The following is a 22,263-nucleotide window of genomic DNA, read 5'->3' on the forward strand; positions in this document are numbered from 1 at the left end:
GGCCTCTCCACGCAAGCGCATTCGCAAACACCTGCACGCCGATTCATGGTTCACTCCAGCACTACAGGGAGTGAGCCCAAAAGGGCCCGGATCAGGAGAAGAAAATGCGCATCGGCTGCCCCAAGGAAATCAAGAACCACGAATACCGTGTCGGCCTGACGCCGGGCTCGGTCCGCGAATATGTCGCCCATGGCCACGAAGTGCTGGTCGAGACCGGCGCGGGCGCCGGCATCGGTGCCGATGACAACGCCTACCGCGCCGCCGGCGCCGTCATCGCCAAGACGGCCGCCGACGTGTTCGCCAAGTCGGACATGATCGCCAAGGTCAAGGAGCCGCAGCCCAATGAATGGGCACAGCTGCGCGAAGGCCAGATCCTGTACACCTATCTCCATTTGGCTCCGGATCCGGAGCAGACCAAGGGCCTGCTCGCTTCGGGCGTGACGGCGATCGCCTACGAAACCGTGACCGACGATCGTGGCGGCCTGCCGCTGCTGGCGCCGATGTCGGAAGTCGCCGGCCGTTTGTCGATCCAGGCCGGCGCCACGGCGCTACAGAAGGCCAATGGCGGCCGCGGCGTGCTGCTCGGCGGCGTACCTGGCGTGCTGCCCGGCAAGGTTACGGTCCTTGGCGGCGGCGTCGTCGGCCTGCATGCGGCCCGCATGGCAGCCGGCCTCGGCGCCGATGTCACCATCATCGACCGCTCGATCCCGCGCCTGCGCCAGCTTGACGACCTCTTCGCCGGCCGGGTCCACACCCGTTACTCGACCGTCGAGGCGCTCGAGGAAGAATGCTTCTCGGCCGACATCGTCGTCGGCGCCGTGCTCATCCCGGGCGCCGCCGCACCGAAGCTCGTCAGCCGCGAAATGCTGTCCGGCATGAAGAAAGGCTCGGTACTTGTCGATGTCGCGATCGACCAGGGCGGCTGCTTCGAGACCTCGCATGCCACCACCCACGCCGAGCCGACCTACGAAGTCGACGGTGTCATCCACTACTGCGTCGCCAACATGCCGGGTGCCGTGCCGGTCACTTCGGCCCACGCGCTCAACAACGCGACACTGCACTATGGTCTGCAACTCGCGGACAAGGGCCTGAAGGCTCTGGTCGATGACCATCACCTGCGCAACGGCCTCAATGTCCACAAGGGCAAGATCACCAACCGCGCGGTCGCCGAAGCGCTCGGCTACGAACTGGTCGAGCCGAAAGCAGTGCTGGCGGCTTAATATACCCGGAATATACCCAGAAAAAGTCAACTCAAACCCTTGCCCGCCGGTTCGCTCCGGCGGGCTTTTTGCTTTGGGCAATGATGCGCCAACCCGCTTCCCAGAGGACCATCGAAGCGTGTGCCGTAAGGGCACTTTACGCCCTATTGTTGCATTTTTGTCATACCCTCTTGGCCGACTCCCTGCTAGGTACATCTTGGGCTTATTGATTAGGGGTACGGGCTATGTTTCTTCGCGTTTCAGCGAAATCTATTCTTCTTGGTGCTGTTTCTGCTGTGGCCTTGATTTCGGCGGCCCATGCCGCCGACGTCGTGCAGCCGGTGGAAGCGTCCGGTTTTAACTGGAGCGGAGCTTATGTCGGCATCGGCGGCGGCTTCGGCGCCAGCGTGCACAAGTTCAGCGTGGCTCCAATCGTCGATTTCAACGGCATCGGTGGTAACGGCGTCTTCGGCGAACTGACCGCCGGCTATGACTATATGGTCAACGAACGCTTCCTGCTCGGCGGCTTCATCGACGCAAATATCGGCAATATCGGTCCATCGATCAGCGCTCCGGGCGCCTACATCGATCTCACGAATTCATACGGTTTCGACGTTGGCCTGCGCGCTGGCTATCTTCTGAACCCTAGCACGCTCGGCTACGTGCTCGGCGGCTATAGCTGGCAGCATTTCAAGCTCGATGGATCGGGCTTTGCCGACATTGATTTCACGCAGAACCGTGGCGGCTATATGCTCGGGGTCGGCATGGAAACCGTGCTGCGTGGCAACTGGACCTTGAAAACCGAATATCGTTACGCTGATTACGGCGACAAGTCGGTTCTCGATTTCGGAAGCGGGTCGTTGAACGTACAGCCTTCGACGCACACCTTCCACATCGCCGCCAACTATCGCTTCGGTGCCCAGAATGGTGTCGGCGCGTCATTTGAAGGCCCAACCTACAACTGGACAGGTTTCTATGTCGGCGGCGCACTCGGTGCGGGCACGATGGTGCATGATCTGACGCTCCTTGGTGCCCTCGAGTTAAACGGCATCGGCGGCGAAGGCGTGTTTGGCGAAGCCAGTGTTGGCTATGACCACGATTTCGGCAGCTGGGTGGCAGGTGTTCAGCTCGACGGGCGCTACTCGGGCATCCGATCCAAGCTCGACATTTTTGGTGGAACGATCAAGGGTGACGCAGACTATGGCTTCGATGCCCTCGCCCGGGTTGGTGCCAAGGTCAACGACGCCACCCTCGCCTATGTGATCGGCGGCTATAGCTGGCAGCACTTCAACCTGCATGCCTCTGCGCCCGGGGGCCCGAGCGGCGACATCTACGACTGGGGTTCCAGCGGCTTCTCCATCGGCGGCGGCCTGGAAACAGCCGTTTCCAACAACATGACCGTCGGCCTCGAATACCGCTATTCGCAGTATCAGAAGGAAGATTTCGGCTCGGGCGGCTTCTTGGAAGATACCCCCTCGTTCCAGACCGTGCGTGTCGGCGCGAAGTACAAGTTCAACTAAGTAGCCCTCCAGGCAAACAGTCGAAGCCCGTCGGCCATGCCGGCGGGCTTTTTTGCGGCGAAAGAAGTTAGGGCCGAACGCGGGCAACAAAAAAGCGGAGCCAAAGCCCCGCTTCCTCGATATCGAGATTGCCGCCGGTTCATCCGCGGTCGGCCAATCGATCGACACTGGCTTTCTAGCGCGTCTATGCGACAGCAGTGCGACAGAGACTTTCTGCCGCCAATCCCTTGATCTTATGCGCGCTCGATGCGGCACTGATAGCAATTGTTGCGCGCCGAGCGGACATGCACATAGGCAATGTCCTCACGCTCCAACAAAGTCTCGGCTCGTGCGGCAATTGCTCCGGTCGGGATAATGCCACCGCTGCCGTAGACGATGCGATCATCGCCGCCATAGCCGCGCACGATATAGTCCGGGCTGTCGAGGATCTCCGGCGGCTCCCTTGTCCCGACGGCACGCTCGCATTCCTGGGCATGCAGGAAGATCGGCCCGGTTTCTGCATAGGGCTGAGGGTCTGGAAATGGCCGGTAGGCGAGGATGAGATAGACATCGCCGGCGGCGATATTCCTGAGACAATGACGGCAAGGCATCCCGTCGCCGTCAGAGATTTTCCGCTCGGGCGTACGGCCATAGGCATCGGGGCCGCCGCGCTGCAGCGCCCTGACATTTTCGGTCGGCAGAGCTGTGAATTGGATGGTCATCGTAAGATCTCCGGTACTGGCGACCGGAAACTATGCGCTCGCCGCCGTGCTTCCCACCCGATTCCTGCCAAGCGTGCATGAGCCGATCCGATGTCGGATCCTCCCTTCGAGCTCCGGGAGGGATACCGAAATCGTTAATCGGCTAATCAGTTCGACAATCCGTTGATGAATCATCGAAGCGGCGGCGGATTCCGGCTGAACTTACGGCCGCATGACGCTGGCCGAGCGCTCGGCGAAAGGCAGGGGATGCACGACTTCCTTCTTCTGCGCCACCGGCGTGAAACCGAGCTTCTGGTAGAGCGGTAGCGCGGCCGGGTGGTCGAGCGTGCAGGTCTGCACCGTCACCCTTTTCGGCCCATACGACCATGCCGCGGCAATCGCCGAACCAAGGAACCAGCGACCGATGCCTTGACCGGTGGCATGTTCCATCATGCCGAAATAGGCGAGTTCGACTTCCTCGGGCAGATGCGGCTTGAGATCGAAGAAGCCGGCCGGCGCACCGTCGAGATAGAGCACCCTGATGTCGCGATCCTCGCGGTGGATTCCGGCTGACAGCTCATCGTCATTCAGCCTCAGAACATTCACCCAGTGCCATTTGCGTCCCACCCGGTCCATCAGGTAGCGATAGAAATGCAAGGGAATGTCCCTGGTTTTCAGCAGCGCGACCTGGCGGTTGTAGGGTACCGGTGGCGAGACGGGCGGTGGGGCATGCATTTCGAGAAAAGTCACCGTGACCTCAATGTCCTGCAGCACGCCGTTTTCCATCAATTCATTCCTTGCCGGTCGTTGCTGGGCCGGTCGTTGCAGGGCCGGTGGTCGCTGGGCCGGTCACGACTGGTGTATCGGACAATCCGCCCCACTCGGTCCATGAGCCGTCATAAAGCCTGTTGTCGGTATGGCCAAGCGTCTCCAGCGCCAGCGTGACCACCGCGGCGGTGACGCCGGAGCCGCAGGATGTGACCACGGGTTTCGATAGGTCGATACCGGCGTCCTCTATCACCTTGCGCAAACGGTCCTTCGGCAGCAGCCTGCCGTTTTCCGACAGTGCGGAGTACGGCACATTGCGCGCGCCCGGCATGTGGCCGGAGCGGATGCCAGCGCGGGGCTCGGGTTCGCTACCGGTGAAGCGGCCCGGCCCACGGGCATCGGCGATCTGTGCTGTCTTTGTATCGACAATCCGGCGCATATCGGCCAGACCGACGACGCGACCGGCGTCGAAATCGGCATGAAAGACGCTTGGCGCGATCTTCGTCGGCTCGGCCGTTGCCGGCCGGCCGGTCGCCTTCCAGCCATCAAAGCCGCCGTCCAGAATATAGGTCTGGAAGACACCCATGATCCGGAACATCCACCATGCCCGCGGTGCGGAGAAAAAGCCCGGGCCATCATAGACGACGATGGTGTCATCGGCCGAAAGGCCCATCGCGCCGACATATTGGGCGAAATGCTGCGGGGATGGCAGTGTATGCGGCAAGGCAGCGTCAGGATCCGAAACCGCGTCCTGGTCCAGGAAACGGGCGCCAGGAATGTGAGCCGCATCATACTCGGCGCGCGCGTCGCGCTTTTGTGCAGGCAGATACCAGGAGACGTCAATGATCGTCAGGCCCGGCTGGCCGAGGCGTTCCTGCAGCCAGTCCGCATCGACGGTAAAAGGACTGTCTTCGGCCATTCTTTTCTCCTGCCGCCTTTTGATGGTGTCTGTCTGTTCAGTTCGCCGGCATCGGGCCGAAGCGGATGCGGAAGCGCCTGTTCTCCCGGCCCTTCTTTTCGATCTTGCCGATGTGGATTTCGCCGATTTCGCCGGTGCTCCTCACATGGGTGCCGCCGCAGGGCTGGCTGTCCACCGAGGCATTGTCACCGATGCAGACCAGACGGATCTTGCCGGTGCCAACGGGCGGTCGGACGTTCTTGGACTTCACCAAGCCAGGATTCGCGGCCAATTCCTCGTCGCTGATCAGTCTGGTGAAGATGGGATGATCGGCCCGCACCAGATCCATCATGCCGGCGGTCACCTCTTCCTTGGTGAAGCTGGCGTCTGGAATGTCAAAATCGACACGGCTGTCGTCCTCGGAAACCGCCGCCCCGGTGATCGGGAACGGGCAGACAACGGTGAGCAGGTGGCAAGCCGCGTGCATGCGCATCAGCAGATGCCGGCGCTCCCAGTCGATGGCGAGCTTCACCGTCTCGCCCACCTCCGGCAAGGCCTGCTCCGGTGACGGCACATGGATGATCTCGTCCTTGGTCTCGCCAGTGATCGTGGCGGCAATTGCGACGCGACTGCCGTCGGCACGCTCCAACGTGCCGCTATCGCCCGGCTGGCCGCCGGAAGTGGCATAGAAGATCGTCCGGTCGAGGATGATGCCGCCGCGCTCATTGATGGCGACGACCGTGGCATCCGCCGTGCGGAGATAGGCGTCGTCGCGAAACAGCGCTTCGGTCCGGTGCGCCATCACGTGACCCTCTCGAAGGGCACTGAAATCTTGCTCTGCAATTCCATCCAGCCTGGTACCGGCAGTTGCTTTTCGCGCAGGAATTCGGGGTTGAATAGCTTCGACTGGTAGCGCGTCCCGTAGTCGCAAAGGATCGTCACGATGGTGTGGCCCGGACCCAATTCCGCAGCCAGCCGCATCGCGCCGGCGATGTTGATGCCGGTCGAGCCGCCGACGCACAGGCCTTCCTCCTGGATCAGGTCAAAGACGATTGGCAGCGCGTCCTCATCCCTGATCTGGTAGGAGAAGTCAGGCGTGAAGCCTTCGAGGTTGGCGGTGATGCGCCCCTGCCCGATGCCTTCGGTAATCGAACTGCCTTCTGACTTCAGCTCGCCGCTGGTGTAGAAACTGTAGAGCGCGGCGCCGAGAGGGTCGGCGAGCGCGATCTTGACGTTCTTGCTCTTGGCCTTCAATCCGAGCCCGACACCGGCCAGCGTTCCGCCCGACCCCACCGCCGAGACAAAACCGTCGACCTTGCCGCCGGTCTGGGCCCAGATTTCCTCGGCCGTGGTGCGGATATGGCCATCGCGGTTGGCGACATTGTCGAACTGGTTGGCCCAGATCGCGCCGTTCGGTTCGCTCCTGGCCATCTGCTCCGCCAGCCGTCCCGACAGTTTCACGTAGTTGTTGGGGTTCTTGTAAGGCACGGCCGGCACTTCGATCAGCTCGGCGCCGAGCAGCCTGATCGTGTCCTTCTTTTCCTGGCTCTGCGTATCCGGGATGACGATGACAGTGCGATAGCCCAGCGCCTTGGCGACGAGCGTCAGCCCAATGCCGGTGTTGCCGGCGGTTCCCTCGACGATGACACCGCCCGGCTGCAACAGGCCGCGCTGTTCGGCATCACGGATGATGAACAGGCCGGCGCGATCCTTAACCGACTGCCCCGGATTCATGAACTCGGCCTTGCCCAGGATCTCGCAGCCGGTTTCTTCGGAAGCCTTGTTGAGGCGGATCAGGGGCGTGTTGCCGATCGCGTCGATCACTGAACGGGGCATTCGGGATTCCTTGTATGCGTGCGCCGAAACCCTAGAAACCCAATGCTTCGGTTTCAAGGCAAGAATTCGTCTGGTCCAGTCGCATTTCCGGCGCTGCGGTGTATGGATGTCGCCGGGGTCCGGGTGGACCCCTGACAGTTCATTTGCACCCGGCGTCGAGAAGCACTCTTTTCATTCGATTTCTCCACCGCTAGAGCAAGACATCAACAACTCGGCAGGGCGCAGCATGACACTCTATCGGGCCGATCCGAAACACGGCGTAGCCTGGGTCACCGGCGGCAGCAGCGGCATTGGCCGCTCGCTGGCCAGGGATCTGGCGTCACAAGGCTATGCGGTGGCTGTGACAGCGCTGGACGACGATCCGATCGACACGCTCATCGTCGAGACCGCGCAGATGCCGGGCAAAGTCGTGTCCTTTCCCTGCGACGTCACCGACGAGCCGCGCATGGCAAGAACGGTGGCGGCGATCGAGAACGACCTCGGGCCGATCGTGCTCGCCATCTTCAATGCCGGAAATTACATCTCGACACCCGGAGAGTCCCTCATCGTCAAGGATTTCCGCCGCTCCTTCGAAGTCAACTATTTCGGCATCATCAATGGGCTGGTGCCTGTCGTCGAGCATATGCGGGTGCGCGCGCGTGGGCATGTCGTTCTGGTCGGCTCGGTGACCGCCTATTTCGGCTGGCCGACCACGGCGGCCTATGGCGGTACCAAGGCGGCTATCAACATTCTGGCCGAGTCGCTGAAATATGATTTCGACAAGATGAACATCCGCGTCCAGGTGATCAACCCCGGTTTTGTCGACACGCCATTGACGGAAAAGAACATGCTGCCGATGCCTGGCCTGATGCCGGTCGGCCGCGCGACGCGCCGCATGGTGCGGGGAATCAAATCCGGCGGCTTCGAAGTGACGTTCCCGTACAGAACGAGCTGGCCGTTGAAAATTCTCGGCATGCTGCCAAGGCCGCTATGCCGATGGGTGATCAGCCTGACGACCAGCTGGAAAGCGCGCCCGCTGCATTATGAGCGCAAACCGCCCAACAAATAATGCCCACAGGATTGGTGGCTTGGCCGCCTGAACGGCCGTTGCCTGTTCATGGTCACCACCATAGTTTGAATGTTGTTCGTGGAGTCTGCGATGGGGCGACGGATCGTGCTTGCTGTGCTGGGCCTGATCGCCGTCCTCGCACTGAGCTTCCTATTGGGTCCGCGCGTACCCGTCGACACCACGATCCGTTTCGATCCTTCCGCCATCGGCGACGACCCACAGGCCTATGTGGCAAAAGCGGAGGCTGCCGTACCCGGTATCCGCGACGGGCTGGAGAAGGAGATCGTCTGGGCCAACCCAATGGTGCACGCAAAGACACCGCTGTCGATCGTCTACATCCACGGCTTTTCCGCATCGAAGGGCGAGATCCGACCCTTGCCCGACGACGTGGCCGACCAGCTCGACGCCAACCTGTTCTACACCCGCCTCACCGGCCACGGGCAGGACGGCGCGGCGATGACGCAAGGCAGCGTCAACGCCTGGATCAACGACTATGAGGAGGCGCTCGCCATCGGCCGGGCAATCGGCGACAAGGTGATCGTCATCTCGACGTCGACCGGCGGCGCGCTGGCGGCCTGGGCAGTGACGCAGCCCGGGGCATCCGAGGGTGTGGCGGCCATTGCATTCATCTCGCCCAATTTCGGCGTGAAAGCATCCGGCGCCGAGATCCTGACCATGCCCTGGGGCAAGCAGATCGCCGAACTCGTCGCCGGCAAGGAACGCAGCTTCGCGCCGCGCAACGCGCTGCATGAGAAATTCTGGACCACCAGATATCCAATCGCCGCGACGATGCCTATGCAGGCGCTGACCGACCTTGCCTATGGCGCGCCGGTGGAGAAGGCGACCATTCCCGCCCTGTTCATCTTCTCGGATATAGACAAGGTCGTGCGACCCGACCGCACGCGTGAGATCGCCGCGCGCTGGGGTGCCGCGCATGAGCTGGTGCCCATCGAAAGCACTGGCGATCCAGACAACCATGTCATTGCCGGCGACGCGCTATCGCCATCCACCACCGCATTCCTGGCGCAACGAATTGCCGTCTGGATCGAAGCGGTGGCGAAGTGAGGTTCGAAGACAAAACGGCGGCTGAAGCAATGTTCAGCCACCGTTTCATTCGTAGTCGGCACCAGGCAACCGTTAGGAACTGGCCGGTTGCCGCGAGGTTTCGTTAGGCAGCCCGTGCGGCCGGACGCTTGCCGCCGAAGCGGCGCTTGTTGTTGCCCTTGAAGGGTTTTGCACCTTCCGGCTTGCGCTCACCGGCAAAGGCCGGCTTGTCGCCGAAACGCTTCTTGCCGAAGCCGTTGTTCGGCTTCTTCTCGCCGCCCGGCCGCCTGCCGTCGCGACGGCCATTGCGGTCGCGATCGTTGGCAGGTTCGAAGCGCTCGTTCTTTTCCGCAGGATTGCGTGCGGGATCGGGGCTGCCGAGATGGTCGGCAACGATTGGCAGCTTCGTGCGGATGATGCGCTCGACCTGACGCAGCTTGCTGTTCTCCGAAGGATCGCAGAGCGTGATCGCGATGCCATCCATACCGTTGCGGCCGGTGCGGCCGATACGGTGGACATAGCTTTCGGCTTCGTCCGGCAGGTCGAAATTCACGACATGGCTGATGCCGGGCACGTCGATGCCGCGCGCGGCGATGTCGGTCGCGACCAGAATGCGCACCGATCCATCACGGAAATCGTTCAGTGCCTTCTGACGGGCATTCTGCGACTTGTTGCCGTGAATGACGGCGGCCTTGAAGCCGTCGCGTTCCAGGTCCTTGGTCACCCGGTCCGCGCCATGCTTGGTGCGCGAAAAGATGATGACGGACTTCATCGCTTCGTCGGCGAGCATCGTCGACAGCACCTGGCGCTTCTGCTTGGTGCGGGCGAAGACGACGCCCTGGACGATCTCGGCCGCCGCGGTGCTTTGCGGCGAGACCTCGATGCGGACCGGGTTCTTCAGGAGGCCCTTGGCGAGTTCGGCGATCTCGTCCGGCATGGTGGCCGAGAACAGCGCCGTCTGACGATCGGGCGCGGTCGCCTTGGCGATGCGCTTGACATCGTTGATGAAGCCCATGTCGAGCATGCGGTCGCCCTCGTCCAGCACCAGCCATTTGGTGTCGGAGAGGATGAGGTCGCCCTCGCGCACCAGGTCGGTCAACCGGCCGGGCGTGGCGATGAGGATATCGACGCCGGGAGCAACCTTCTTCACCTGGCTGAAGCGCGATACACCGCCCAGCACGAGTGCCGTCGAGACATGCGCGCCCTTGGCGAGGATCTTGATGGTGTCCTCGATCTGCACCGCGAGTTCGCGGGTCGGCGCCAGGATGAGCGCGCGGGTCGTCTTGGCGCGCCGCTTGGTGCCGAGTGCGATGATCTTCGACAGGATCGGCAGCGCGAAGGCAGCGGTCTTGCCGGAGCCGGTCTGGGCGATGCCGAAAATATCACGGCCTTCCAGCTGCGGCGGGATAGCCTGCATCTGGATCGGCTTCGGTTCGGCGAAGCCGGCATTGTGGGTGGCCTTGAGCAGCGCACCGGTAATTCCCAGCGCCGCGAAACCGGAGAGTTCCGCGGTGTCGTTGCCGGGCAATGTGTTTTCGTTGGTCAAAATAATCTTCTTTCACGCGGCCTCTGGCCGCAAACGTCAATGGCGGCAGGGCGCAACCTGCCGTCGAAAATTTTATATGAAACGACAAGGCGGGCGGACGCGTGCGTCCACTCGGCTGCGCTGTCGTGCCCGCAGGCATCATGCCACGGGGCTTTTTCGCCACTTCGTGATGTATCGGAAGAGGGCCGATATACCGGAAAGAGGGAAAACAGACGCAACCAGTCTCATTTGTCGAGAAGGCCGGAATCTCCCGGCCCAAGCGCCTATGGGCTGCATATGGCTGAGTTCGGCCTGGAATGCAAGGGGCGCAATGTTGCGGTGCAGCAAAAACCAGCCAAAAAGCCGACGCTTGCACTCCCCGACCGGCATCATTACCACAAACGCAGCTTCCGATTTTGGGGATCGAACGATGAAGGACGTGCTGAAGGAACTCGAGCGGCGGCGCGACATCGCCCGCATGGGTGGTGGCCAGGCCCGTATCGATGCGCAGCACAAGAAGGGCAAGCTCACCGCGCGCGAACGCATCGAAGTGTTTCTCGACGAAGGCTCATTCGAGGAATTCGACATGTATGTCGAGCACCGCTCGACCGATTTCGGCATGGAGAAGACAAAGATCGCCGGCGATGGCGTCGTCACGGGCTGGGGCACGGTCAATGGCCGTCCCGTTTACCTCTTCGCCAAGGATTTCACCGTCTTCGGCGGTTCGCTGTCGGAAGCCCATGCCGAGAAGGTCATCAAGGTGCAGGAGATGGCGCTGCGCAACCATGCGCCAATCATCGGCCTCTACGATGCCGGCGGGGCGCGTATCCAGGAGGGCGTGGCAGCCCTCGGCGGCTATGCCGAGATCTTTCAGCGCAACGTGCTTGCGTCCGGCGTCATTCCGCAGATTTCGGTCATCATGGGCCCATGCGCCGGCGGTGACGTCTATTCGCCCGCCATGACCGACTTCATCTTCATGGTGCGCGACACCTCCTACATGTTCGTCACCGGACCGGACGTGGTGAAGACCGTGACCAATGAGACGGTGACCGCCGAGAGCCTCGGCGGCGCATCGGTGCACACGACGAAGTCCTCGATCGCCGACGGCGCCTATGACAATGACGTCGAGGCGCTCTTGCAGATGCGGCGGCTGATCGACCTGTTGCCAGCTTCCAACACGTCGGAGATCCCTGAGATCGAATGCTACCAGTCGGTCACCGACCATGACATGTCGCTCGACCGGCTGATCCCCGACAACGCCAACAAGCCCTACGACATCAAGGAATTGATCCTGAAGGTCGCCGACGAAGGTGACTTCTTCGAGATCCAGCAGAGTTTTGCCAAGAACATCGTCACCGGTTTCGGCCGGGTCGAAGGCCGTACCGTCGGCTTTGTCGCCAACCAGCCGATGGTGCTGGCCGGCGTGCTCGATTCCGACGCCAGCCGCAAGGCGGCGCGCTTCGTGCGCTTCTGCGACTGTTTTTCTATTCCCATCGTTACCTTTGTCGATGTTCCAGGCTTTTTGCCGGGCACGGCGCAGGAATATGGCGGGCTGATCAAGCACGGCGCCAAGCTGCTTTTCGCCTATGCCGAGGCGACCGTGCCGAAGATCACCGTCATCACCCGCAAAGCCTATGGCGGCGCCTATGATGTGATGGCGTCAAAACATCTGCGCGGCGACATAAATTATGCCTGGCCGACGGCGCAGATCGCCGTCATGGGGGCGAGAGGCGCGGTCGAGATCATCTACCGCAAGGACATCGGCGATGCCGAAAAGATCGCGGCTCATACAAAGGCTTACGAGGACCGCTTCCTGTCGCCTTTCGTGGCCGCCGAGCGCGGCTATGTCGACGAGGTGATCATGCCGCATTCGACCCGCCGCCGCATGGCCCGGGCGCTTCGCATGCTGCGCAACAAGGATATCCAGAACCCCTGGAAGAAGCACGACAACATCCCGCTGTGAACGCATCGAGGTCATCGCTCAAGTGCGGTTGAACAGCGCCCTCCTCCGGCAGCCACCAATTCGCGCAGCACCGGCACCGTCGCCAACGGCAAATCCTCGGCGATCAATCCTGGTCCGAACCTGCTGCCGGCCTCGGCATGGATCCAGACCGCCGCGCAGGCCGCTTCGAAAGCCGGCATGCCTTGGGCAAGCAATCCGGCCGTGACGCCGGACAACACATCGCCCGATCCTGCGGTGGCAAGCCAGGCCGCGCCGTTGGCATTGATCGCTGCCCGGCCGTCGGGAGCGGCGATCACCGTGTCGGCGCCCTTGTAGACGATGACGGCATTGGCGCGCGCTGCCGCCGCGCGTGCCTTGTCCAGCTTGGACGAGACGTCGTCATCGGCGATGTCCGCGAACAGCCTGGCGAATTCGCCTTCGTGCGGTGTCATCACCAGCGCGGGCGCGTCCGGCCTGCGGGCGGCTTCGAACAAGACATCCGGCGCCTCACGAAACGAGGTGATCGCGTCGGCGTCGAAGACAAGGCCGTCAATTCCGGCGGACGCGGCCGCCGGCTTGCCCGACGCGAGTAGCGCAAGTGCGAACGCCCGGGTTTTCTCACCGATGCCAAAGCCGGGTCCGAGCACAAACGCCGATGGCCGGCGCTCCCTGACGAATGCTTCAATGTCGGCAGCATCGTCGGCCTTGCGCAGCATGATCGAGGTCAGGTGCGCGGCATTGACCTGCATGGCGTTGCCCGGCGACAGAACCGTCACCGCCCCTGCCCCGCTTCGGGCAGCGGCTAGCGCTGAGAGCCGCGCGGCGCCTGTGGCGCTCGGCCCGCCGGAAAAGACGCCGACATGACCGCGCTTGTATTTGTGGGCATCGATGGCCGGCACCGGCAATTCGCGCTGCCAAAGCGCTGGTCCGTTCTCGAACGTGCGGGGCTGCAGCGTTGCGATGATCTCCGCCCCGATGCCGATATCGGCAAGCACGATCTCGCCGCATCTTTCCCGGCCCGGCAGCAGCAGATGGCCGGGCTTCTTGCGCGCGAAGGTCACGGTGAGCTCTGCTGAAAACGATGTGCCGAGCACTTTGCCGCTGTCACCGGAAATGCCGGAAGGCAGGTCGACGGCGACAACCCGCAAATGCAGCTTGGCGGCCAGATCGACCGCCCTGGCGGCGTCGCCGGACAGCGGCTTGGACAGCCCTGCCCCATAAAGCGCATCGACCACGATCGAGCGGGGACCGGGATCAAAGTCCGATAGCGGCCGGGGCTTGATGGGGCATTCCGCGGCGGCGAGTGCCGCGTCGCTACCCAGCCTCGGCGGGCCAGACGTCCAGATCGTGGTGGCGACACCGCTGCCGGCCAGAATGCGAGCGACGACATAACCGTCGCCGCCATTGTTGCCCGGGCCGCATAACACATGGACATGCGCTGCCGAGGGATAGCGGCTGAGCACTTCGGTCGCGACGGCCTGCCCGGCACGGCGCATCAATCCAACGCCGTCGGTTGGACCTGCTGCAATTGTCAGCCGATCCGCCTCGCCCATCTCGGCGGAGGTAAGAAGTTCGTGGCTCATGGATTGCCGATCCGCATTCGATCAAGCATTGTCCAGTTTTCGGCGCGACGCAAACGGGGAGGAGTTGGCGCTGTCATGAGCACGTCGATCGGCGCGAGGATTGCAGGCACCGATCTGCGCACCAGATGAGCAATTTGCCCAGATATTGGGCAGACATGCACAGGAGTGCCGGATAGGCTACAGCCATTCATGCCGCTTCCAATGCAGCGCATGACGCGAATTTGCATCTGGGGGTGACATGACTTTGAAATCGTATGACACCGCTTCTGTTCCCTCCGACTGGCACAGTTCGTGCTTGATTGAGGCGCAAGCGGGGGCTCACAACCCGTTTTTTTGGCAGTGGAGGCCACTTTTTACATGAAAAAGATCGAAGCGATCATCAAGCCATTCAAGCTGGACGAAGTGAAGGAAGCGCTTCAGGAGGCCGGACTGCAAGGCATTACCGTGACCGAGGCCAAGGGGTTCGGGCGCCAGAAGGGTCACACCGAACTCTACCGCGGCGCCGAATATGTCGTCGACTTCCTGCCCAAGGTGAAGATCGAGGTCGTGCTCGGCGACGATGCCGTGGAAGGCGCGATCGAGGCTATCCGCAAGGCGGCCCAGACCGGCCGGATCGGCGACGGCAAGATCTTCGTCTCCAACATCGAGGAAGTGGTGCGCATCCGCACCGGCGAAACCGGAATGGACGCGGTTTGATCCGAACCGGTCATCCTCTAAAAAACGTCATCCATCAAAAAACGTCAGCACACAGGGATTACATGACATGACGACAGCCAAAGACATCATGAAGCAGATCAAGGACAACGACGTGAAATTCGTCGACCTGCGCTTCACCGACCCGAAGGGCAAGCTGCAGCACGTCACCATGGATGTCGTCGAGGTCGAGGAAGACATGTTCGCCGACGGTGTCATGTTCGACGGCTCCTCGATCGCCGGCTGGAAGGCCATCAACGAGTCCGACATGGTGCTGATGCCCGATCCGGACACCGTCCACATGGACCCGTTCTTCGCGCAGTCGACCATGGTCATCCTGTGCGACATTCTCGATCCGGTCTCGGGCGAATCCTACAACCGCGACCCGCGCGGTACCGCCAAGAAGGCCGAGGCCTACATGAAGTCGGAAGGCATCGGCGACACCATCTATGTCGGCCCGGAAGCCGAGTTCTTCGTGTTCGATGACGTGAAATACAAGGCCGATCCCTATAACACCGGCTTCAAGCTCGATTCGACGGAACTGCCGTCGAACGACGACACCGATTACGAGACCGGCAACCTCGGCCACCGCCCGCGCATCAAGGGTGGCTATTTCCCGGTGCCGCCGATCGATTCGGCGCAGGACATGCGCTCCGAGATGCTGACGGTGCTCGCTGAAATGGGGGTTCGCGTCGAAAAGCACCACCACGAGGTGGCAGCCGCCCAGCACGAGCTCGGCATCAAGTTCGACACGCTTGTCCGCAACGCCGACAAGATGCTGATCTACAAGTACGTCGTGCACCAGGTCGCCAATGCCTATGGCAAGACGGCCACCTTCATGCCGAAGCCGATCTTCGGCGACAACGGCTCGGGCATGCACGTTCACCAGTCGATCTGGAAAGGCGGCAAGCCGACTTTCGCCGGCAATGAATATGCCGGTCTTTCGGAGAGCTGCCTGTTCTACATCGGCGGCATCATCAAGCATGCCAAGGCGATCAACGCCTTCACCAACCCGCTGACCAACTCCTACAAGCGCCTGGTGCCGGGCTACGAGGCGCCGGTGCTGCTCGCCTATTCGGCGCGCAACCGTTCGGCTTCCTGCCGCATCCCGTTCGGCAGCTCACCAAAGGCCAAGCGCGTCGAAGTCCGCTTCCCCGATCCGGGCGCGAACCCCTACCTCGCTTTCGCCGCCATGCTGATGGCAGGTCTCGACGGCATCAAGAACAAGATCCATCCGGGACAGCCGATGGACAAGGATCTCTACGACCTGCCGCCGAAGGAACTGAAGAAGATCCCGACCGTCTGCGGTTCGCTGCGCGAAGCGCTCCAGAGCCTCGACAAGGACCGCGGCTTCCTGAAGGCCGGCGGCGTCTTCGACGACGACCAGATCGACAGCTATATCGAGCTCAAGATGGCCGAAGTGATGCGCTTCGAAATGACCCCGCATCCGGTCGAGTACGACATGTACTATTCGGTCTAGGATTCCGCTCGAATAATGTTTCAAGGCCCTTGAAGGTTTTCCCCTTCAAGGGCTTTTTGCTGATCCAAAGGCTCATCTATGGATTGCGTGCGGCCAGCCACGCAACGATGGTCAACTTGCTTTTTTGGGGGACGCAATCAATCGCCAGGAGCGAGCGGCACACTGCCTCAGGCTGCAATGCCCGCTCGTCCGGCGCCCCCGCCAATGCCGTCGTTCACGAAACCCCCGCCCCGTTCGAACAGCATCGCTTGGCGTAACCCCAAGGCCACGAATACGCATGCCGCGGCGTAGCCTGTCAACGCCGCCACACGGAGGCATAAATCGCCGATTTCAATGTATGAACAGTGGCTTATATAAAGGACCGCCGCGTACGAACCGAGCTGAAACAGGCTGTTTTCCGGGCTTTTTCAATGAAAACTTGGAACCGCACGAGACGAGTAGCGGCAAGGAGCGTCAGCCAAAGCCGCTCGTTTCGGTGAAACCGCTCTTTGTTTTTCAACCTGACTTTTTTGGGGGAATTCGCCGCTCCGGGGCAGTCGGTGACGACGCTGACCGCGCGTGGCGTCATGTCGGGTCGGTAAAAAGAAAGGCCCGGGCGCTTCCGCCCAGGCCTGTATGCAAGAACATCCATCTGCCGCGCATTGAAGCGCCCGCAAAACGGATCAGGCGGCGGCCGAAATCTCTGCGCTCGCCGGCACCGAAGCGATCGTCTTCAGGATCTGCGAGGCGATCTGGTAGGGGTCGCCCTGCGAGTTCGGACGGCGGTCCTCCAGATAGCCCTTGTAATCGTTCTTGACGAACGAATGCGGGACGCGGATCGAGGCGCCGCGATCGGCGATGCCATAGCTGAACCTGTTCCACGGCGCGGTCTCGTGCTTGCCGGTCAGACGTTTGTCGTTGTCCGGGCCGTAGACGGCGATGTGGTCCATCAGGTTCTTGTCGAAAGCCGCCATCAGCGCTTCGAAATAGGCCTTGCCGCCGACTTCACGCATATAGGTGGTCGAGAAATTGGCATGCATGCCCGAGCCGTTCCAGTCGGTGTCGCCGAGGGGCTTGCAGTGGTATTCGATGTCGATGCCGTACTTTTCGGTCAAGCGCTGCATCAGATAGCGGGCCATCCACATCTGGTCGGCGGCCTTTTTGGAACCCTTGCCGAATATCTGGAATTCCCACTGCCCCTTCGCCACTTCGGCGTTGATGCCTTCATGGTTGATGCCGGCCGCGAGGCAGAGATCAAGATGTTCCTCGACGATCTGGCGCGCAACGGAGCCGACATTGGAGTAGCCGACGCCGGTATAGTACGGCCCCTGTGGTGCGGGATAGCCGCTCTCGGGGAAGCCGAGCGGACGGCCGTCCTTGTAGAAGAAATATTCCTGCTCGAAGCCGAACCAGGCGCCTTCGTCGTCGAGGATGGTGGCGCGCTTGTTGGATGCATGCGGCGTAACACCGTCGGGCATCATGACTTCGCACATGACGAGCACGCCGTTGGTGCGGGCCGGATCGGGATAGACCGCGACCGGCTTCAGCACGCAATCGGAGCTGTGGCCCTCGGCCTGCTGCGTCGAGGATCCGTCGAAACCCCACAGCGGCAGCTGCTCGAGCGTCGGGAACTCAGCGAATTCCTTGATCTGCGTCTTGCCGCGAAGATTCGGGACCGGGGTGTATCCATCGAGCCAGATATACTCGAGCTTGTATTTGGTCATTCTAGAGCCTCTCGTTGCTTGGACACCGCAAGCAGGCGGATGTCGATGCATGGCCGAAACAGGCCGGCCTGCCGATGGATAAAAAAGCAATTCGTGTGCCACTCGGCTCTCGCAGGGTGCGGCAAAATGATCGTGCCCAGGCGATTATTTTAATGAGCCGCATCAGCAATGCTTGCGGATGATCCAGGCGCCGATATTGCTTAAATCATAGGCAAATCATGATCTTTTCATAGGCATATTGCCTAAATGAATCGCAGGACCTATTTTGGTGAAAGCTGAATCAACGAACGCCTGAAAAAGCGGGGAGACCGGCAATGCAAGTCACGCAATCGCGTCCGTCGGCGAAAATCCTGATGTTCCCGCTGGCAGCGCGCAGGTCTGCCTTAAATTTAGGCGCCAAGGCCAAATTCGCGGCAGAGCTTGCCGCGCTTCGCGGCGAGCACGCCGATTTCGATGGCTGGTACCACGAGGCCGCCGTCGAGGAAGAAGACCCGCAGCGGAAGGGCTGAACCCTTCCACGTCGATCTTGAATAAAAAAGCCCGGCGCGATCGCTCGCGCCGGGCTTTTCGTTCTGGCCTACCGACTATTCCTTGGCGTGCAGGTCGGTGCCGAGCGTGTCCTTGACGAAGATCATGCCGATGATCAGCGTCATCGCCGCGATGACCACCGGATACCAAAGGCCGTAGTAGATGTCGCCCTTGTAGGCGCTGAGCGCGAACACCGTCGCCGGCAGCAGGCCGCCGAACCAGCCATTGCCGATGTGGTAGGGCAATGACATGCCCGTGTAGCGAATGCGAGTCGGGAACATCTCGACAAGGATGGCCGCGATCGGCCCATAGACCATGGTCACGAACAGGACCAGGATGAACAGGATGCCGATCGTCATCGGCCAGTTAACCGCCGCCGGATCGGCGAACATGGCAAAGGCACCGCCGCCCGGTATGTTGTAGACGGTGACCTCGGGTGCGCCCGCTGCCTCATCGGCGGTCAAGAGCTTGTCCTTAACCGCCTGGTCGGTCGGCACCGCTGCCTTTTCACCGCCGCGGATGGCGGCTGCGTCGAGCTTAAGTTCAGGATTGGCTGCGATGAAGGCATCGAGTTTCTGGTCCGCGACCTTGATCGGCGCTCGCTTCAGCGGATAGCCGCCGTCCTGCAAGGACATGTTGACTGCCTTGACGAAGGCGGCGTCCTTAGCCTTGGCCTGATCGCCGGCGGCGACCGCATCGTAGGACGCCACTGTCTCTGTACCGATCTTGACTGACGCAGGCGTCCCGGCCGCAGCCGTCGACACCACTTCATAGGGAACCGAGTTCTTGGTCAGGAACGAAGTCGCGATGTCGCAGGACGTCGTGAACTTCGCCGTGCCGACCGGATTGAACTGGAACTTGCAGTCGCCGGGAGCTGCCGTCACCGTTGCCCGAGTGCTCTGCTGAGCCTTGGCGAGCGCCGGATTAGCGGCCCAGGTCAACGCCTTGAACAGCGGGAAGGTACAGACAATGGCCAGCGCAAGGCCAGCCATGATGATCGGCTTGCGGCCGATCTTGTCGGAGAGCCAGCCGAAGACGACGAAGAAGATCGAGCCGATAGCCAGCGCGATGGCGATCATGATGTTGACCGACTGCGCGTCGACCTTCAGCACATTCTGCAGGAAGAACAGCGCGTAGAACTGGCCGTTGTACCAAACCACGGCCTGACCGGCTGTGAGGCCGAGCAGCGCCAGGAGCGCGATCTTGGCGTTCTTCCACTGACCAAAGGCTTCCGAGAGCGGCGCCTTTGAGCCCTTGCCTTCGTCCTTCATCTTCTGGAAGGTCGGAGACTCCGAGAGTGACAACCGGATCCAGATCGAAACGGCGAGCAGCAGGAAAGAGACGATGAACGGAATGCGCCAGCCCCAGGCGGCGTAGGTCTCCTTGCTCAGCGATCCCTGCACGATCAGGATGACGATCAGCGACAGGAACAGGCCGAGCGTCGCGGTCGTCTGGATCCACGAGGTGTAGAAGCCACGGCGGTCATCGGGTGCATGTTCGGCGACATAGGTCGCCGCGCCGCCATATTCGCCGCCCAGCGCCAAACCCTGCAGCATGCGCAGGACGATAAGGATCACCGGAGCCGCGATGCCCAAGGTTGCATAGCCGGGCAGCAGACCGACCAGGAAGGTCGACAGGCCCATGATCGTCATTGTGACCAGGAACGTGTATTTGCGGCCGACGAGGTCGCCGATGCGACCGAACAGCAGCGCGCCGAACGGTCGAACCAGGAAGCCTGCGGCAAAGGCCAGCAGCGCGAAGATGTTGCGCGTTGCCTCGGGAATGGTCGGACTGAAAAAGGTCGAGCCGATGAAAGCCGCCAGTGAGCCGTAGAGATAGAAATCGTACCATTCGAAAACAGTGCCGAGCGAGGAAGCGAAGATGACTTTCTTCTCCTCCCGCGTCATGCCGCGGCTCGTTCCGCCGGCGGTCGATGCCATTGCCATAGAGCTATCCTCCCGTGAGACCTCGATGCTGCGCGCCGACGTCCGCGTTCTCCTCCGAACGCGGACTCAAAGACGCAGCCAACACAGGAAAAATGGCAGAAAGGGCGGGGAAAGGGCACCGCGACGATGGGATTATGACTTTCGTATTAGGTGCAGTGCGAAGGCGGAGCGAAGCCCTCAGGCCCGCAGCGCTTCGAGCAAGCTGACGGCGGCCATCATGTCCCGTTTGCGAGCGGCGCGGCGCGCGACGGCTTCGGCGTCCTGTCCCCACTGTGCGATCTGCCAGTCCTCATCGACATGGCCGGCGGCCCAGGCCTCCTCGCCGTCGAGCTCGCCGAAATCGACCGCCAACGCCAGCAATGCCGAGCCGGTCAACGATGTCATGACATGGATGGCGGCAAGGCGCAGCGGTTCGGCGCGTTGCGCCAGATGGCTGCCCAGCACGGCAATGGTTTCGCGTGGCTGCTCGACATGGATGATGCCCTCGGCAAGGTTGAAACGGGCCCCAAGTGCTGCGCGAGCCCAGTCGATGACGGGATCCCACCGCTCGTTCTGCCGCTCGACCAGCCCTTGCGGGGCATCGGCGCGATAACAGAGCAGATCCGACGAGGCAAAACGCAGAATGTCTTCCAGCACCGCCTGCGGATCGCTGGCCACGCCATCGATGGCGGTGTTGACCAGCCGCATCACCGGCATCGTCATCGGATTGATCGTCTCGCCCTGTTCCGCGAACTCGCCGGCAACCAGCGTCGCGGCCGCCTCGGTCGGCAGCGCCAGCATTGCCTTGCCCGGCGTGCGCACTGGCTTGCCGTCGAGATGGACGGCAAAGCCACCTTCCGCCGACGCGACCGAGACCTCCTTATAGAAGCGCTTAGGCAGCGGCGTCTTCATCTGGATCTGGGCGCGACGCACCGGATCCGGATCGGAAAGATACTTGCCCGCTTCGAGGTCGTTGAGGATATCACGCATGAAGTGCCTTTCTTACACCGGTATCAGCTTGCGTGCCGGCCGGTTGACGATGATCAGGCCGGCCGCAATCAAGCCAAGTGCAAGAAAAATGCGAATGGTCAGCGGCTCGTTCAAGATGATCGCACCGCACAGGACACCGAAGACCGGCGACAGGAAGGTGAAGCTGGACAAGCCTGAAGCCGGATAGCGGCGCAGCAGCCAGAACCAGAGCACATAGGTGAAAGCGACGATATAGACCGCCTGGAAAAGCAGCGCCAATGTCGGCAACAGGGAGGGATCGCGCACCGGTGGGCCGGCAAGAGGCAGCACCATCATGCCAACGATCGCCGCGCCGGCGAGTTGATAGAGCAGCAGTTTTTCCGCACTCGCCTCGACCAGTTTCGATCGTTTGATAAGGATATTGGTCAGGGCCCAGAAAAACCCCGAACCGAGGCTCAGGAGATCACCGAACAGCATGTCTCCGCTACCGCCGAGCTTGTCGGAAAAGACCGTGGCAAGACCGGCGAAGGCCAACAGCAGGCCGAGGAACTTGCGCATGGTGATCTGTTCGCCGAGTAGGAAATGGCCGCCGATCAGCATCCAGAACGGCATTGAGTTGACCAGCAGCGTATTGCGCGCCACGGTCGTATGCTCCAGGCCAACGTAGAGACAAAGGAACTCGACGCCGAAAAGCACGCCGACCGCAATGCCCGCCGGCAATGTCCCATCCCTGCTGAACAGCGCAATGCCGCGCCAGCGGCACCAGAGAAAGACGCAGAAACCACCGATGACCGAACGCGCGATCGATAGGAAGACGGGATCATAGCCTGCATAGGAGATCTTGGCGGCGACGTAGTTCAGCCCCCAGGAAAAGGTCAGGCCGACCATGATGGCGGCTGCGGCCATGTCGACCGCGTCGCGC

The 22,263-nt window shown here is 61.7% G+C and carries 20 protein-coding genes; 9 read left to right on the top strand and 11 right to left on the bottom strand.

Annotated elements, in window-relative coordinates; translation table 11 throughout:
- Window positions 1–104 precede the first annotated feature (104 nt).
- A complete protein-coding gene (ald, locus tag FJ943_RS07090; RefSeq protein ID WP_140720510.1) occupies window positions 105–1,220 on the top strand; it encodes an alanine dehydrogenase in 1,116 nt (371 codons plus the stop codon).
- Between the two features lie 224 nt (window positions 1,221–1,444).
- The gene (locus FJ943_RS07095) at window positions 1,445–2,719 is read left to right on the top strand and encodes an outer membrane beta-barrel protein (protein ID WP_140720512.1); all 1,275 of its coding nucleotides are present in this window, start codon (window positions 1,445–1,447) and stop codon (window positions 2,717–2,719) included.
- Between the two features lie 233 nt (window positions 2,720–2,952).
- Here FJ943_RS07095 and FJ943_RS07100 read toward each other — a convergent pair whose 3' ends face one another.
- The 5 genes from FJ943_RS07100 to FJ943_RS07120 form a co-directional block, all read right to left on the bottom strand.
- Window positions 2,953–3,420, bottom strand: a complete 468-nt coding sequence (locus FJ943_RS07100) for a DUF1203 domain-containing protein (RefSeq protein WP_140664374.1) — start codon at window positions 3,418–3,420, stop codon at window positions 2,953–2,955.
- A 201-nt stretch (window positions 3,421–3,621) separates the two neighbouring features.
- Window positions 3,622–4,185 carry a GNAT family N-acetyltransferase gene (locus tag FJ943_RS07105; RefSeq protein ID WP_140720514.1) on the bottom strand — a complete coding sequence of 188 codons (564 nt, stop codon included), beginning with the start codon at window positions 4,183–4,185 and terminating at the stop codon, window positions 3,622–3,624.
- A gap of 4 nt (window positions 4,186–4,189) precedes the next feature.
- Window positions 4,190–5,086 carry a 3-mercaptopyruvate sulfurtransferase gene (gene sseA / locus FJ943_RS07110; protein WP_140720515.1) on the bottom strand — a complete coding sequence of 299 codons (897 nt, stop codon included), beginning with the start codon at window positions 5,084–5,086 and terminating at the stop codon, window positions 4,190–4,192.
- A gap of 37 nt (window positions 5,087–5,123) precedes the next feature.
- The gene (locus FJ943_RS07115) at window positions 5,124–5,867 is read right to left on the bottom strand and encodes an alanyl-tRNA editing protein (protein WP_140664369.1); all 744 of its coding nucleotides are present in this window, start codon (window positions 5,865–5,867) and stop codon (window positions 5,124–5,126) included.
- Window positions 5,867–6,901, bottom strand: a complete 1,035-nt coding sequence (locus tag FJ943_RS07120; RefSeq protein ID WP_140664366.1) for a cysteine synthase A — start codon at window positions 6,899–6,901, stop codon at window positions 5,867–5,869. Before FJ943_RS07120 ends, FJ943_RS07115 begins: the two co-directional genes overlap by 1 nt.
- Before the next feature lie 226 nt (window positions 6,902–7,127).
- On the opposite strand from FJ943_RS07120, the gene FJ943_RS07125 reads away from it, so the two are divergent.
- Both FJ943_RS07125 and FJ943_RS07130 read left to right on the top strand, forming a co-directional pair.
- The gene (locus FJ943_RS07125) at window positions 7,128–7,949 is read left to right on the top strand and encodes an SDR family oxidoreductase (protein ID WP_140720517.1); all 822 of its coding nucleotides are present in this window, start codon (window positions 7,128–7,130) and stop codon (window positions 7,947–7,949) included.
- A gap of 90 nt (window positions 7,950–8,039) precedes the next feature.
- Window positions 8,040–9,014 (top strand): alpha/beta fold hydrolase, encoded by a 975-nt coding sequence (locus tag FJ943_RS07130; protein WP_140720519.1) that lies wholly within the window; start codon window positions 8,040–8,042, stop codon window positions 9,012–9,014.
- Window positions 9,015–9,117: 103 nt separating this feature from the next.
- On the opposite strand, the gene FJ943_RS07135 is transcribed toward FJ943_RS07130, so the two are convergent.
- A complete protein-coding gene (locus FJ943_RS07135; protein ID WP_015317958.1) occupies window positions 9,118–10,539 on the bottom strand; it encodes a DEAD/DEAH box helicase in 1,422 nt (473 codons plus the stop codon).
- Between the two features lie 409 nt (window positions 10,540–10,948).
- Here FJ943_RS07135 and FJ943_RS07140 point away from each other — a divergent pair, with 409 nt between their 5' ends.
- Window positions 10,949–12,481, top strand: coding sequence for an acyl-CoA carboxylase subunit beta (locus FJ943_RS07140; RefSeq protein ID WP_140720521.1), 1,533 nt, complete (start codon window positions 10,949–10,951; stop codon window positions 12,479–12,481).
- An 11-nt stretch (window positions 12,482–12,492) separates the two neighbouring features.
- Here FJ943_RS07140 and FJ943_RS07145 read toward each other — a convergent pair whose 3' ends face one another.
- Entirely contained in the window at window positions 12,493–14,043 is a 1,551-nt protein-coding gene (locus FJ943_RS07145; protein ID WP_140720523.1) for an NAD(P)H-hydrate dehydratase, read from the bottom strand.
- A gap of 357 nt (window positions 14,044–14,400) precedes the next feature.
- Here FJ943_RS07145 and FJ943_RS07150 point away from each other — a divergent pair, with 357 nt between their 5' ends.
- Together FJ943_RS07150 and glnA are read left to right on the top strand one after the other, a co-directional pair.
- Entirely contained in the window at window positions 14,401–14,739 is a 339-nt protein-coding gene (locus FJ943_RS07150; protein ID WP_006205430.1) for a P-II family nitrogen regulator, read from the top strand.
- A gap of 67 nt (window positions 14,740–14,806) precedes the next feature.
- Complete coding sequence (gene glnA, locus FJ943_RS07155; RefSeq protein WP_015317961.1) at window positions 14,807–16,216, top strand: type I glutamate--ammonia ligase; 1,410 nt, start codon at window positions 14,807–14,809, stop codon at window positions 16,214–16,216.
- Window positions 16,217–16,878: 662 nt separating this feature from the next.
- Here the strand turns inward: glnA and FJ943_RS07160 are convergent.
- The gene (locus FJ943_RS07160; RefSeq protein WP_015317962.1) at window positions 16,879–17,919 is read right to left on the bottom strand and encodes a glutamine synthetase beta-grasp domain-containing protein; all 1,041 of its coding nucleotides are present in this window, start codon (window positions 17,917–17,919) and stop codon (window positions 16,879–16,881) included.
- 14 nt (window positions 17,920–17,933) lie between these two features.
- Between FJ943_RS07160 and FJ943_RS29555 the strand changes: the two genes are divergently transcribed.
- Together FJ943_RS29555 and FJ943_RS07165 are read left to right on the top strand one after the other, a co-directional pair.
- A complete protein-coding gene (locus FJ943_RS29555; protein ID WP_181174512.1) occupies window positions 17,934–18,101 on the top strand; it encodes a hypothetical protein in 168 nt (55 codons plus the stop codon).
- A gap of 132 nt (window positions 18,102–18,233) precedes the next feature.
- Window positions 18,234–18,428, top strand: a complete 195-nt coding sequence (locus FJ943_RS07165; RefSeq protein ID WP_140664352.1) for a DUF2735 domain-containing protein — start codon at window positions 18,234–18,236, stop codon at window positions 18,426–18,428.
- Window positions 18,429–18,503: 75 nt separating this feature from the next.
- On the opposite strand, the gene FJ943_RS07170 is transcribed toward FJ943_RS07165, so the two are convergent.
- The 3 genes from FJ943_RS07170 to FJ943_RS07180 all read right to left on the bottom strand — a co-directional run bounded on the left by FJ943_RS07170 (window position 18,504) and on the right by FJ943_RS07180 (window position 22,247).
- Window positions 18,504–20,393, bottom strand: coding sequence for an MFS transporter (locus tag FJ943_RS07170; RefSeq protein WP_140664349.1), 1,890 nt, complete (start codon window positions 20,391–20,393; stop codon window positions 18,504–18,506).
- A 177-nt stretch (window positions 20,394–20,570) separates the two neighbouring features.
- Window positions 20,571–21,362 (bottom strand): ATP12 family chaperone protein, encoded by a 792-nt coding sequence (locus FJ943_RS07175; RefSeq protein WP_015317965.1) that lies wholly within the window; start codon window positions 21,360–21,362, stop codon window positions 20,571–20,573.
- 12 nt (window positions 21,363–21,374) lie between these two features.
- Entirely contained in the window at window positions 21,375–22,247 is an 873-nt protein-coding gene (locus FJ943_RS07180) for a DMT family transporter (RefSeq protein WP_051041371.1), read from the bottom strand.
- Window positions 22,248–22,263: the final 16 nt, after the last annotated feature.

Source organism: Mesorhizobium sp. B2-3-10, assembly GCF_006442275.1.
GTDB classification, from domain to species: domain Bacteria; phylum Pseudomonadota; class Alphaproteobacteria; order Rhizobiales; family Rhizobiaceae; genus Mesorhizobium; species Mesorhizobium australicum.